This is a genomic window from Zhengella mangrovi (assembly GCF_002727065.1).
Classification (GTDB): domain Bacteria; phylum Pseudomonadota; class Alphaproteobacteria; order Rhizobiales; family Rhizobiaceae; genus Zhengella; species Zhengella mangrovi.
On the sequence record NZ_PDVP01000001.1, the window covers coordinates 523,748 to 536,368 of the forward strand.

The window sequence follows — 12,621 nt, forward strand, 5'->3', positions numbered from 1 at the left end:
ACGGTCACTCCGGGCAGCCGCAGGTCACGGCTTCGATGACAGGGGCGCACAGCTCCGGTGCGCCGTTGCAGCAATCTTCCATCAGGAAGGCGAGCAGATCGCGCATGCCGGTGAAGTTGGCATGGTACACGATGGACCGCCCTTGCCGTTCCGCGCGAACCAGGCCGGCCTGGGAAAGGATCTTGAGGTTGGCCGACAGCGTGTTCGGTAGCGCGCCGAGACGGCGCCCGATCTCGCCCGCGCTCATGCCATCGCCGCCGCGGCGCACGAGAAGGCGGAACACGTCCAGTCGCATGTCCTGCGAAAGGGCGGAAAGGGCTGTGAGCGCGGCTGTCTTGTCCATGATTCGATAGTTCCAGAATTATCGAACAAATAGGCGCGTTGATGTCGAATGACAAGCGGTTTTTCCGCGGTCGCGCAGGCGCGCACTACGAACCGGGTCGCCTCCGGTTCACCGGTCCGTCGTCAAACATTTCGTGACCGACTGTTTATCGTTCGGCCTGAAACATCCGGGCGACCTCTCCCGTTTCTGCTCTGACCGGCGCCGACAAGCCGGATCTGAATACGGATTTTGACAGGAAAACAGGAGTTTCGTCATGAAGAAGATCGTACTTGCTGCCTTTGCCGCCGCCACCGCCCTTTCCACCGCTGCTTTCGCCGAGGAACCGCCGCAGATCAACGGCAACTACTCCAGCGACGTGCAGCAGCGCTACAACATGGGTCCGGCCGAGAGCGGCACCTACGTGGCCCCGATGATGCTCGACCGCATGCCGACCGCTTCGGTCGATCGCGATGACCGTGCGAAAAACATGGCGGACGACCGGATGGACCCGGAACTGAACTACAGCGCGAACGTTGACAAGCGCGACATCCTGGACTGACGCGCGGTTCAGGTCGAGGGCCTCTCAAGGCCCGGCAATCCCTGCCCCGAAAGGCTGCCTGCGAGTGATCGCGGGCAGCCTTTTCGCTTGTCACGCGGTTGTCGCACGGCCCTGCTGGACTCGGACGGTTTTCGGCTTCACACTCGTTCGCCGGCAAAAGGTGGGGTGCGCCGTAGGCAATCATCTTCGAAGCAGGGAGTTTTCCGCATGCAGGGTCCAGCATTTACCTTGAACCGACGGTCTTTGATGGCGGGCGCCGCCGCGACGACCGCCATGATCGCGCTCCATCCGTTCGCCGCCCGCGCGAGCGCCAACCAGGCGCATCTGCGCATCATGGAAACGACCGACATCCATGTCGCGGTCATGCCCTACGACTACTATGCCGACAAGCCGAACGACACGATGGGCCTGGCCCGCACGGCCAGCATCATCGGCGGGTTCCGCAAGGAAGCCGGCAATTCCATGCTGATCGACAACGGCGACTACCTTCAGGGCAACCCCATGGGCGACTGGATCGCCTATGAGCGGGGCATGAAGGAAGGCGACATGCACCCCGTCATCCAGGCGATGAACCTCCTCGGCTACGACTGCGGCACGCTGGGCAACCACGAGTTCAACTACGGCCTCTCCTTCATGGACAAGGTCAACGCCGGCGCCACCTATCCGCTGGTCTGCGCCAATCTCGTGCGCGGCACGCAACTGGCGCCCAACCCGCGCGACGACGATCTCTACCTCAAGCCCTACGTCATTCTCGACCGCATGGTCGCTGACGGTGACGGCAAGGAACACCGGATCCGTGTCGGGTTCATCGGCTTCGTCCCGCCGCAGATCATGGTCTGGGATTCCCGCCACCTGACGGGCAACGTGATGACCCGCGACATCGTCGAGGCCGCCGCGGCCTGGGTACCGCAGATGAAGGAAGAGGGCGCCGACATCGTCATCGCCCTGTCGCACTCGGGCATCGATGCCAAGCGGACAGAAGGCATGGAAAACGCCTCGCTCTTCCTCGGCCAGATCGAGGGGATCGACGCGATCTTCACCGGCCACCAGCACCTGGTCTTCCCTGGCAAGGCGTTTGCCGGTCTGGAAGGCGTTGACGCCGACAAGGGCCGCCTCTTCGGCAAGCCGGCCGTGCAGGCCGGTTTCTGGGGCTCGCACATGGGTCTCATCGACCTGCTTCTCGAGCGCGACGGCAACACCTGGAAGGTCATCGATTCCTCGGTCGAAACCCGCCCGATCTACGAACGGGTCGAGCGCAAGGTCAATGCCCTGGTCGAAAGCACGCCGGCTGTCGAGGAGGCCGTCAAGGCCGAGCACGATGCGACGCTGGCCTATGTTCGCACGCCGGTCGGCAAGACCTCCGCGCCGCTCTATTCCTATTTCGCGCTCGTGGCTGACGATCCGTCGGTGCAGATCGTCTCGCAGGCGCAGACCTGGTACGTGAAGGACCTGCTCAAGGACGGCGAGTACAAGGATATCCCGGTTCTCTCGGCGGCCGCGCCCTTCAAGGCCGGCGGCCGTGGCGGCCCGGACTACTATACCGATGTTCCGGCCGGCTCGATTGCCATCAAGAATGTCGCCGACCTCTACCTCTATCCCAACACCGTGCGGGCCGTGCTGGTCGACGGCGCGACCGTGAAGGAATGGCTGGAGATGTCGGCCGGCATCTTCAACCAGGTGGAACCGGGCAAGGCCGACCAGCCGCTGATCAACCCCGACTTCCCGTCCTACAATTTCGACGTGATCGACGGGGTCACCTACAAGATCGACCTCACGCAGCCGGCGAAATACACCTCCAAGGGCGATGTCGCCAATCCGGGCGCCAGCCGCATCACCGACCTGATGTTCGACGGCAAGCCCGTCGACCCGGCGCAGAAGTTCGTCGTCGCGACGAACAACTACCGTGCCGGCGGCGGCGGCAATTTCCCGGGTATCAACGAGAACGTGGTGATCCTCGTCGCGCCCGACACCAACCGCGACGTCATCGTGCGCTACATCGTCGACCAGGGCACGATCAACCCGTCGGCCGATGCCAACTGGTCGCTGGCGCCGGTCAAGGGCGCCACGGTCGTCTTCGACACCGGTCCGAAGGGCAAGCAGTATGCCGGCGACGTGAAGGGCGTGACCATCGCGCCGGCCGGCGACGGCGAGAACGGCTTCGCCCGGTTCCGCATCACGCTCTGACGATCCGGACCCCGAAACGAGAAAAGGCCCGGCGGAGGGATCCGCCGGGCCTTTTGCTTGTCAGGTACCCCGGAGGGGCGAGGGCGATCAGTCGCCCTGCTTCTTCAGCGCGGCGCCCAGGATGTCGCCCAGCGAAGCGCCGGAGTCCGACGAACCGTACTGAGCCACGGCTTCCTTCTCCTCGGCGATTTCCAGCGCCTTGATGGAGACCTGGATGCGGCGGGTCTTCTTGTCGAACTGGGTGACGCGGGCGTCCACCTTCTGGCCGACCTGGAAGCGCTCCGGACGCTGCTCGTCGCGGTCGCGCGACAGGTCCGAGCGGCGGATGAAGGCGTCGATGTCGTGATCGACGAGCTTCACCTCGATGCCGCCGTCCTTCACGTCGGTGACTTCGCAGGTGACGATCGCGTTCTTGCGCAGTTCGCCGGAAGCGGCGGCCTCGCCGATGGCATCACGCGACAGCTGCTTGATGCCGAGCGAGATACGCTCCTTCTCGATGTCCACGTCGAGGACCTGGGCCTGGACGACCATGCCCTTCTCGTATTCCTCGATGACCTGCTCGCCCGGACGGTTCCAGTCGAGGTCGGACAGGTGGACCATGCCGTCCACGTCGCCGTCGAGGCCGATGAACAGGCCGAACTCGGTCTTGTTCTTGACCTCGCCCTCGACCATCGAGCCGACCGGGTGGTTGCGCGCGAAGGCTTCCCACGGGTTCTCCAGCGTCTGCTTGAGGCCCAGCGAGATGCGGCGCTTGACCGGATCGACTTCCAGGATGACGACGTCGACTTCCTGCGTGGTCGAAAGGATCTTGCCCGGATGGACGTTCTTCTTCGTCCAGGACATTTCCGACACGTGGATCAGGCCCTCGATGCCCGGCTCCAGCTCCACGAAGGCGCCGTAGTCGGTGATGTTGGTGACCGTGCCGGTGACCTTCTTGCCCAGCGGGTAGCGGCCGCCGATGCCGTCCCACGGATCGGCCTCGAGCTGCTTCATGCCCAGCGAGATGCGGTGGGTTTCCTGGTTGATGCGGATGATCTGCACCTTGACCGTCTGGCCGATGTTGAGGATCTCGGTCGGATGGTTGACACGGCGCCATGCCATGTCGGTGACGTGCAGCAGGCCGTCGATGCCGCCGAGGTCCACGAACGCACCGTAATCGGTGATGTTCTTGACCACGCCTTCGACCACCTGGCCCTCTTCGAGGTTCTGGACGATCTCGGAGCGCTGCTCGGCGCGGCTCTCTTCCAGGACCGTGCGGCGCGACACGACGATGTTGCCGCGACGCTTGTCCATCTTGAGGATTTCAAACGGCTGCGGGTTGTGCATCAGCGGCGTGACGTCGCGGATCGGGCGGATGTCCACCTGGCTGCGCGGCAGGAAGGCCACGGCGCCGTCGAGGTCGACCGTGAAGCCGCCCTTGACCTGGTTGAAGATCACGCCTTCGACCTTTTCGCCGTTGTTGAACTTCTCTTCCAGCTTGACCCAGGCCTCTTCGCGGCGGGCCTTCTCGCGGCTGAGCATGGCTTCGCCCAGCGCATTTTCAACGCGCTCGACATAGACCTCGACTTCGTCGCCGACCTTGAGCGAGCCGTCCTTGGCCCTTGCGCCAAATTCCTTGAGCGCGACACGGCCTTCGACCTTCAGGCCGACGTCGATGATGGCCATGTCCTTCTCGATGGCCGTGATTTTGCCCTTGACGACGGAGCCTTCCGCGAGCGGGCTGTCGTGCAGGGATTCATCGAGCATTGCCGCGAAATCGTCGCGCGACGGATTGAATTCTGACATGTTTTCTCCTGGGAGCCCGCACAATGGTTCATGAAATGGGAAAGCGGGCTGCTATGCGCCGGGGGTTTGCGTTGCGTTTGCCTGCGTCGAGCATCCCGGGCCGCCCTTGGCGGACCCTCATGGCACCGCGCGTCGTTTCAACGCGAAATGCCGGACCGGCGCGTCGGAGAATGCCGGCAGGCGAGTTCAGTGATGTCCGCCGTTGCGGGCGCTGTCGATCAGCTCCCGGGCACGCGCGAACGCGGTCTCTATATCCATGTTGGACGTATCTAGCAAGTAGGCGTCGTCCGCCGGCTTCAGCGGGCTGTCCGCCCGGCCCATATCACGCGCGTCGCGCTGTTCGATATCGGCCAGGATCCGTGCCTCGTCGGCGTCCCCGCCTTTCGACAGGATCTCGTGAAACCGCCGGCGCGCGCGCACCGGCGCCGAGGCCGTCACGTAGAGCTTCACTGGGGCATCGCGGCAGACCACCGTGCCGATGTCGCGACCGTCCAGGACCGCGCCCGGCGGCTGCGAGGCGAATGCCCGCTGCTTGTCCACCAGCGCCCTCCGGACGGCCGGTATCACGGCCACCCTGGACGCCGCCTCGCCGACCGCGTGGTCGGACAGGACGGCGCGGTTCATTGCGCCAAGGTCGAGCCGGTTTGCCGCCGCTTCGGCCTTGCCCTCGTCGTCCAGCGGTTCGCCGGCGTCCAGAAGGGCCTTGGCCACGGCGCGGTAGGTCAGGCCGGTATCGAGGTGGCGAAGCCCGTAGTGGGCCGCCAGCATCCGTGCCAGCGTCCCCTTGCCGGATGCTGCCGGGCCGTCGATGGCGATGATCAGCGGCATGCCCTCAGACACTGCGCGTGATCCCGCCGTCGATGCGGATGTTCTGGCCGGTGATGTAGGACGACGTGTCGGCCGCAAGGAAGGCGATCAGCTCGGCCACTTCCGCGGCCGTGCCGTAGCGCCCCATCGGGATGCGCACGCGCCGCTCGTCCTTTTCCGGCAGCGAGTCGATGAACCCCGGCATGACATTGTTCATGCGCAGGTTGTCCGCCGCGTACTTGTCGCAGAAGAGCTTGGTAAAGGCGGCCAGCCCGGCCCGGAAGACACCGGAGGTCGGGAACATCTCTTCCGGTTCGAACACGGCATAGGTGGAAATGTTGACGATAGAGCCCGCCCCCTGCGCCTGCATGACGGGCGTCACCAGACGCGTCATACGGATGACGTTGAGCAGGTAGTAGTCCATGCCCTTCGACCAGTCCTCGTCGGAAATCTCCAGTACCGGTCCCTTCGGGCCGTGTCCGGTGGAATTGACCACCGCGTCGATGCGGCCGAACCGCTCCATGGAGAGGTCGACGAAACGCTTCAGGTCGTCCGGTTCGAGGTTCGAGCCGGTGAAGCCAAGTCCGCCAAGCTCCCGGCCAAGCGCTTCGCCCTTGCCGGAAGACGACATGACGGCGATCGAAAATCCGTCCGCCGCCAGCTTGCGGGCGGCCGCCGCGCCCATGCCGGAGCCGCCGCCGACGATAAGGGCTACCTTGCTGTCAGTCATGGTTCTCCTCCGTTTTGTTTGCGCCGCTTGCCGAAACGAGCCCGGCCATGGCGTGCCGACCGTCGGCCGTCAGGCCGTCCACGACGCCGGCGCGGTCTTCCGCGCTGCGGTTCTGGCTGGCCTTCCACTTGCCGGTCATTTCCGTGATCGAGATGTCCAGCCCGACAATGCCGCGCATCTGCACGTCGACGAACCGCTCGGGCGCATCGGAAACCGCCCACGGATCCGGGCGTCCCGTCTCGTGAAGATCGGTCAATTGCCCCACCTGCCGCCGCAGCCAGGCCGGATCGTCATGGACGGTCGCCACGCCGCGGACCTGGACCATCGCGTAGTTCCACGTCGGGACGACCTTGCCGTGCTCGCGCTTGGAGGCATACCACGACGGCGAGATATAGCTGTCGACGCCCTGGAAGACGACGAGGACATGGGCCCCGTCGCGAATGGACTTCCACTGCGGATTGGCCCGGGCCACGTGGGCCAGCAGTCGCGGCCGTGCCCCCTCGGTGTCCAGCAGGAACGGCACGGGATTGGCGACCGGTTCCCCGCCGGAGGCGGAAATGAGCAACCCGAGCGGGTTTGCCCAAATCAGACCGTGCAGGCGATCCGGATCGGTTTCGGCGAAATGATCGGGAAGATACATGATGCCTCGCAGTCCCTTCAGTCGCCGCCGGTCTCCTCGATGGCGGCACCCAGCCCACCCATCAGGCCGAAGAATTCCGGGAAGGACGTGGCGATCATCGTCGCGTCGTCCACCGTGACGGGTTTCTCCGTTGCCAGTCCCAGCACCAGGAAGCTCATCGCGATGCGGTGGTCGAGATGGGTCGCTACCGTGCCGCCGCCAAGGCCCTTGCCGTCCGGCCGGCCACGCACGCTGAGCGAGGCCTCGCCCTCGGTGCAGTCCACGCCGTTGGCCTTCAGGCCGTCGGTCACCGCGGACAGGCGGTCGCTTTCCTTGACCCGCAACTCGTCCAGGCCCTCCATCACCGTCTCGCCGTCGGCCAATGCCGCGGCCATGGCCAGCGCCGGGTATTCATCGATCATCGACGGTGCCCGCTCGGGCGGAACGGTCACGCCCTTCAGGTCCGAGGCGCGTACGCGCAGGTCGGCCACGTCCTCGCCGCCCGCGTCGCGCCAGTTGATGATGTCGATCTGTCCGCCCATTTCCTGAAGGGTGGTGACGATGCCGTTGCGCGTCGGGTTCATCAGCACGTTCTCGATGACGACGTCTGATCCGGGCACGATCAGCGCCGCGACCAGCGGAAAGGCGGCCGACGAGGGATCGCCTGGCACGTCGATCACCCGGCCGGTGAGCGTCGGCCGGCCCTGGAGGCGGATGGTGCGCACGCCGTCCGCGTCTTCCTCGACCTCCAGGTGCGCGCCGAAACCGGCCAGCATTTTCTCGGTATGGTCGCGCGTCATCACCGGTTCGACGACCGTCGTGACACCCGGCGTGTTCAGCCCGGCCAGCAGGACGGCCGATTTCACCTGCGCGGAGGCCATCGGCACCCGGTAGGTGATCGGCGTCGGCGTCTTCGGGCCGTGCAGCGTGACCGGCAGCCGGTCGCCGTCCTGCGCCTGGACCTGCACGCCCATCAGGCGCAGCGGATCGAGCACGCGGCCCATCGGCCGGCGTGACAGCGACGCATCCCCGGTGAAAACCGTCTGCATGTCGTAAACGCCGGCAAGGCCCATCGTCAGGCGGCAGCCGGTGCCGGCATTCCCGAAATCGAGCGGGCCTTCCGGTTCCAGCAGGGCGCCGTTGCCCGCGCCCTGGATGATCCAGGTGTCCCCGACCTTCGAAATCCGGGCGCCCATCGCGCTCATCGCCCGGCCCGTGGCCAGCACGTCCTCGCCTTCCAGCAGGCCGGTGATCCGTGTCTCGCCGGATGCCAGTCCGCCGAACATGAAGGAACGGTGCGAAATCGACTTGTCGCCCGGCACGCGGGCCGTGCCCGAAAGGGCGTTGCTCTTGCGGGAAAGGGCGGGGCGGGCGGTGCCGGAATGCGACATGGGACCTGTCCGTGTAGATTGGCATGACGGGACGCCGGCGCTGGGCTGTCCGGCGGAACGCGGGCTGTCTAGCACTTCGCTGCCACCGGGTCATCCCTTGCTGTCACCCGGAGAGGGCCGAAATAGCTTTTGACAGGAGAGGCGTCAGACGATATGGGGACCGCGATTTCAAGAACCCTGTTGGCAAGGCGCCGGCTTGGCCGGACGCGATTGAGGCGCAGGTGGCGCACCCCGCCCAAACAGACGAGGACAAGCCGTGGCGAAACCTGAACTTGGCACCAAGCGGGTCTGTCCCGAGACAGGCCGCAAATTCTACGACCTGAACAAGGATCCGGTGGTCTCCCCCTATACCGGCGTTTCCTATCCGCTGAGCTACTTCCAGGACAATGTCTCTTCCATCAAGGAAGAGGAGGAAGAAGCGGCCGACGAGACGGAACTGGACGAGGAAGAAGGCGAGACCGAAATGGTTTCGCTCGAGGAAGCCGAGGACGATGATTCGACCGGCAGCAAGAAGGGTCCGGCCTCCGACAACGTCGACGCCGATGACGACGACGATGAGGACATCGATCTCGGCGACGATGAGGACGATCCGTTCCTTGGCGACGACGAGGACGAGGATGATGACGAAGACGTCTCCGGCATCATCGGCGGCGTGAACAGCGAAGACGAAGACTGATCTGTACCGGTCGCGGCAGCGCCTGGCTTTCGCGACCGGAAAAAAACATGCGCAGGTGTCGAAAGGCACTTGATCTTGTCCCGGGGCTTGGATAGAAGCCCGTCACCGAAGCGGAGCGCCAAGCTCTGCCTTCGTCCCGGAGCCGGCAGACGGTTCCACGTGGGGCCATAGCTCAGCTGGGAGAGCGCCTGCATGGCATGCAGGAGGTCAGCGGTTCGATCCCGCTTGGCTCCACCAAACTTCCTTCACATCTTGACATTATCGGTTCTCGGCGGCGATCGTTCCGGCTTCGCGTCGGCCTGAGTGGGACCGTGTCCTGCATGTGGGAATCCGCCGCGTCGTCTGGTGCTTTCGCCCTTGCGGCCCGATCGGGCTTCTTGTCCGGGGTTCCGGCATGACCGCCATGGACGAAGAAATCATCGCGGAAGCGCGCGATCTGCCGTCGATGATGCAGTGCGCCTGTCACGAGGTCTGGCGCCGCCGCTTTTCCGGTGAACCCGCCGTTTCGCCGAAAGCCGTCCTGGTTCTCTTTCCGGCTGTGAGTACTGTCGCCCCGAGGTCGCCCGCATCACCCTGGCTGCGCTCGGTGCCGGACAGGAACCGCCGGCTGCGGACCTGCAGTTCATGGACGCGCTCTGGCGGTCACTCTGGGCAGCCGTCAACGGAAGGCAGCCATGGTTCGCCCCGCCAGGCCCGGCCGCATGAGCATCTGCGATCAGCCCGCAGCGCGGGTCTCCGCCAGGTCGTTCCAGACCTTCTGGTCGGCCAGCTTGCCGTCGGCGATACTGAACCGGTCGATGAAGCGGATGCCCTCGAAGGGCGTGCCGTCAGGCCATTCGCCGGCCAGCGTGCCGAAGCAGTAGACGACCGCGCCCTTGGCGTCGAAGGCCTCGTCGAACGTGTCATAGGTCTTGCGCACGAAGCGGTAGCGGCTACGGCCCCATTCGACCAGGTCTTCCAGCCGCGTGAATCGCGCACCGCCGGGGAAGGTCATCGTGAAGCTGTCAGCGAGGAAGCCCCTGGCGCGGTTCAGGTTGCGGGCCTCCATGGCCGCCAGGAATTCGCGCACCAGCGCCGTGCCGGAAAGCGCCGGCTTGCCCGGCGTCCGCGATTGCCCGCCGCGCATGTAGCTTGTGGGTTTCACTTCTTCCAGGACCACGGTGATGCCGTCCAGTGGCGCGGCGATTGTCGCCCGCACCGCGTCGGTCAGCCTCTGCGCCAGGCGCTGCCGCGTCTCGTCGTCATAACCTTCGATCAGGGTGGTGCGGACAACGGGCATGGCGGTCTCTCCCGGAAGCTGGTTGACATAATGGTATAATGACATACCATTAGATTTAATCCAGAGGGAGATGGCATGGACATTCCCGGTACCGAGAACGGGCAGAGGAAGGAGCGCGCGGACAACGCGCCGGCCCGCCTTGATCCCCATGCCCGTGTGCCGCTCTACCACCAGATCTTCCTGACCCTCAGAAGCCGCATCTACAGCGGGGCGCTTGCTCCCGGCGAGCGCGTGCCGGGCGAGCAGGACCTCTGCGGTGAATTCGCCGTCTCCCGCATCACCGCCAAGCGGGCGCTGAACGAACTGGCCGATGCCGGGCTGGTCGTGCGCGAGCGCGGTCGCGGCACCCGTGTCGTCCAACGGCCGCCGACACCGGCGGTGACGGCCTCCATCGAGGGCTGGCTCGAGAACATCTCGCTGATGGGCCTGTCGACGGAAGCCCGCGTGCTGGATTTCGCCTATGTTCCGGCGAACGGCGAAATCGCTGCTGCGCTGGACATGGACGCCGGCGACATGGTTCAGCGGGCCGAGCGCGTCCGCATCCTCGACGGCGAGCCGATGTCTTATCTCCTCACCTATGTGCCGGCGGATGTCGGGCGCCATTTCGAGCGGGAGGACCTGGAGACGACGCCGCTTCTGCACCTGCTGGAGCGCGCCGGCTTCGATGCCGCCTCCGCCCGCCAGACGATTTCGGCCGCGCTCGCCGACGACTATGTCGCCAGCACGCTGAACATCAATCCGGGCGCCCCGCTGATCGACGTGCGGCGCATCGTCCGCGATTCCGCGGGGCGGGCCGTGGAGTACATCCGCGTGCTCTACCGCCCCGATCTCTACCGCTATGAAATGTCGATGCGGCGCGTGCGCGAAAAGGACGGCGCGCGCTGGACGACCACGCTTTCGTCTCCGGCCCCCAACGGAGCGCATGAAAAACGGGAACACTCGGGGAAACGGCAGAACAACGGTTAGACAGGAGGTTCAGATGACCGGACAGTCAATGAAGAAAGGCGTGGATCGCCGCCAGTTCCTGGCCACGGGCGCCGCGGTGCTGGGCGCAAGCGTGACAGGATTTCCGGCCGTGCTCCGTGCGCAGGAGCAAACGGTCAAGATCGGGTTGATCCACCCGGTGACAGGTTTCATCGCGTTTTCGGGCACGCAGTGCCGCGAGGGCGCGCTGATGGCGATCGCCGACATCAATGCTGCCGGCGGCATCAAGTCGCTCGGCGGGGCCAAGCTGGAAGCGGTGCTGGCAGACAGCCAGGGCAAGCCGGAGATCGGCGCGGCGGAAGTGACCAAGATGGTCGAGGGCGGCATCCACGGCATCGTTGCCGGCTACGCCTCGTCCATCTCGCTGGCGACCTCGCAGGAGGCGGCAAAGACGAACACGCCGCACGTCGTCGATGTCGGCGTGTCCGACCAGATCGTCAACCGCGGCCTGGCCAACACGTTCCGCTTCTCGCCCGGCTACGGCAAGATCGCGGAATTCGCCGTCAGCAACCTCGACACGATCAACAAGGCCGCCGGATCCCCGGCCAAGACCGCGATGATCATTCACGAGGAATCGCTGTTCGGAACGGGTACCGCCGAACTGCTCTCCAAGGCGCTGCCGGAAAAGGGCATCGAGGTGATCGATGTCATCAAGCACGCCAACCCGACGCGCGATTTCACCAACATCGTGCTGCAGATCAAGTCCAAGAAGCCGGACCTGATCATCCCGGCCAACTACTACAATGAATACGTGCTGCTGGCCCGCACCATGCGCCAGCAGAAGGTCGAGGCCAAGGGCATCTACTCGGTCCTCGGTGGCGCGGCGTCCAGCCCGAAATTCGTCGCCGAGTTCCCCGAGGCGGCCGAGCAGATCATGGACTGCAACCACTGGTACGACCCGACCTCCGACCTGGCGCTGCAGCGCAAGGCGGCGGCCGAGGCCAAGGGCCTGACCTATACCTACGAGGTCTTCCTGGCCTACAACGCCGTGGCCTTCCTGGCCGATGCCATCGAGCGGGCAGGATCGACGGACAAGGAAGCCGTCATCGCGGCCATGGGGTCCTCGACCTTCGACAAGCACGGCATGCCCTACGGCCCGACCAAGATGGTCAACGGCCAGAACGAGGGCGCGCAGCCGGTCAATACGCAGGTCCAGAAGGGGTCGATCGAGGTGATCTATCCGGACAAGTTTGCCTCGGCCAAGCCGATCTTCCCGATGGCGCTCTGACGCCAGCCGGAACATCCGGGCCGGACGGTTCATGCCGTCCGGCCTCCTTCCGTCACA

At 65.2% G+C, this 12,621-nt stretch carries 12 protein-coding genes and 1 tRNA gene; 6 read left to right on the plus strand and 7 right to left on the minus strand.

The genetic code is table 11. From position 1 onward, the window contains the following. Positions 1–4: 4 nt before the first annotated feature. On the minus strand, positions 5–343 hold the full coding sequence (locus CSC94_RS02575; protein ID WP_099303408.1) for an ArsR/SmtB family transcription factor: 339 nt from the start codon (positions 341–343) through the stop codon (positions 5–7). 253 nt (positions 344–596) lie between these two features. Here CSC94_RS02575 and CSC94_RS02580 point away from each other — a divergent pair, with 253 nt between their 5' ends. Both CSC94_RS02580 and CSC94_RS02585 read left to right on the plus strand, forming a co-directional pair. After that, complete coding sequence (locus tag CSC94_RS02580) at positions 597–881, plus strand: hypothetical protein (protein WP_099303410.1); 285 nt, start codon at positions 597–599, stop codon at positions 879–881. 207 nt (positions 882–1,088) lie between these two features. Next, on the plus strand, positions 1,089–3,065 hold the full coding sequence (locus CSC94_RS02585) for a bifunctional 2',3'-cyclic-nucleotide 2'-phosphodiesterase/3'-nucleotidase (protein WP_099303412.1): 1,977 nt from the start codon (positions 1,089–1,091) through the stop codon (positions 3,063–3,065). An 87-nt stretch (positions 3,066–3,152) separates the two neighbouring features. Here the strand turns inward: CSC94_RS02585 and rpsA are convergent, their stop codons facing one another. From rpsA to aroA, 5 genes are all read right to left on the minus strand, one after another. Beyond that, on the minus strand, positions 3,153–4,850 hold the full coding sequence (rpsA, locus tag CSC94_RS02590) for a 30S ribosomal protein S1 (protein ID WP_099303414.1): 1,698 nt from the start codon (positions 4,848–4,850) through the stop codon (positions 3,153–3,155). Between the two features lie 186 nt (positions 4,851–5,036). Beyond that, complete coding sequence (gene cmk / locus CSC94_RS02595) at positions 5,037–5,678, minus strand: (d)CMP kinase (RefSeq protein WP_099303416.1); 642 nt, start codon at positions 5,676–5,678, stop codon at positions 5,037–5,039. 4 nt (positions 5,679–5,682) lie between these two features. Next, a complete protein-coding gene (locus tag CSC94_RS02600; protein ID WP_099303418.1) occupies positions 5,683–6,387 on the minus strand; it encodes an SDR family oxidoreductase in 705 nt (234 codons plus the stop codon). After that, complete coding sequence (locus tag CSC94_RS02605; RefSeq protein ID WP_099303420.1) at positions 6,380–7,027, minus strand: FMN-binding negative transcriptional regulator; 648 nt, start codon at positions 7,025–7,027, stop codon at positions 6,380–6,382. The genes CSC94_RS02600 and CSC94_RS02605 overlap by 8 nt, the downstream gene beginning before the upstream one ends. 17 nt (positions 7,028–7,044) lie before the next feature. Further along, positions 7,045–8,397: a 3-phosphoshikimate 1-carboxyvinyltransferase gene (gene aroA, locus CSC94_RS02610; RefSeq protein ID WP_099303422.1), complete on the minus strand. Its 1,353-nt coding sequence runs from the start codon at positions 8,395–8,397 to the stop codon at positions 7,045–7,047. A gap of 256 nt (positions 8,398–8,653) precedes the next feature. Between aroA and CSC94_RS02615 the strand changes: the two genes are divergently transcribed. Both CSC94_RS02615 and CSC94_RS02620 read left to right on the plus strand, forming a co-directional pair. Further along, positions 8,654–9,073: a TIGR02300 family protein gene (locus CSC94_RS02615; protein WP_099303424.1), complete on the plus strand. Its 420-nt coding sequence runs from the start codon at positions 8,654–8,656 to the stop codon at positions 9,071–9,073. A 161-nt stretch (positions 9,074–9,234) separates the two neighbouring features. Next, positions 9,235–9,310 (plus strand) — tRNA-Ala (locus tag CSC94_RS02620). 478 nt (positions 9,311–9,788) lie between these two features. On the opposite strand, the gene CSC94_RS02625 is transcribed toward CSC94_RS02620, so the two are convergent. Then, complete coding sequence (locus CSC94_RS02625) at positions 9,789–10,352, minus strand: tautomerase family protein (RefSeq protein WP_099303426.1); 564 nt, start codon at positions 10,350–10,352, stop codon at positions 9,789–9,791. Positions 10,353–10,427: 75 nt separating this feature from the next. Between CSC94_RS02625 and CSC94_RS02630 the strand changes: the two genes are divergently transcribed. Further along, positions 10,428–11,318, plus strand: a complete 891-nt coding sequence (locus CSC94_RS02630; protein ID WP_099303428.1) for a GntR family transcriptional regulator — start codon at positions 10,428–10,430, stop codon at positions 11,316–11,318. A 13-nt stretch (positions 11,319–11,331) separates the two neighbouring features. After that, entirely contained in the window at positions 11,332–12,564 is a 1,233-nt protein-coding gene (locus CSC94_RS02635; RefSeq protein ID WP_099303430.1) for an ABC transporter substrate-binding protein, read from the plus strand. Positions 12,565–12,621: the final 57 nt, after the last annotated feature.

Bases quoted from the DNA above. Each gene is read 5' to 3' on its own strand.
- CSC94_RS02575 (WP_099303408.1), bottom strand. From the start codon at position 343: ATGGACAAGACAGCCGCGCTCACAGCCCTTTCCGCCCTTTCGCAGGAC.
- CSC94_RS02580 (WP_099303410.1), top strand. From the start codon at position 597: ATGAAGAAGATCGTACTTGCTGCCTTTGCCGCCGCCACCGCCCTTTCC.
- CSC94_RS02585 (WP_099303412.1), top strand. From the start codon at position 1,089: ATGCAGGGTCCAGCATTTACCTTGAACCGACGGTCTTTGATGGCGGGC.
- rpsA (WP_099303414.1), bottom strand. From the start codon at position 4,850: ATGTCAGAATTCAATCCGTCGCGCGACGATTTCGCGGCAATGCTCGAT.
- cmk (WP_099303416.1), bottom strand. From the start codon at position 5,678: ATGCCGCTGATCATCGCCATCGACGGCCCGGCAGCATCCGGCAAGGGG.
- CSC94_RS02600 (WP_099303418.1), bottom strand. From the start codon at position 6,387: ATGACTGACAGCAAGGTAGCCCTTATCGTCGGCGGCGGCTCCGGCATG.
- CSC94_RS02605 (WP_099303420.1), bottom strand. From the start codon at position 7,027: ATGTATCTTCCCGATCATTTCGCCGAAACCGATCCGGATCGCCTGCAC.
- aroA (WP_099303422.1), bottom strand. From the start codon at position 8,397: ATGTCGCATTCCGGCACCGCCCGCCCCGCCCTTTCCCGCAAGAGCAAC.
- CSC94_RS02625 (WP_099303426.1), bottom strand. From the start codon at position 10,352: ATGCCCGTTGTCCGCACCACCCTGATCGAAGGTTATGACGACGAGACG.
- CSC94_RS02630 (WP_099303428.1), top strand. From the start codon at position 10,428: ATGGACATTCCCGGTACCGAGAACGGGCAGAGGAAGGAGCGCGCGGAC.
- CSC94_RS02635 (WP_099303430.1), top strand. From the start codon at position 11,332: ATGACCGGACAGTCAATGAAGAAAGGCGTGGATCGCCGCCAGTTCCTG.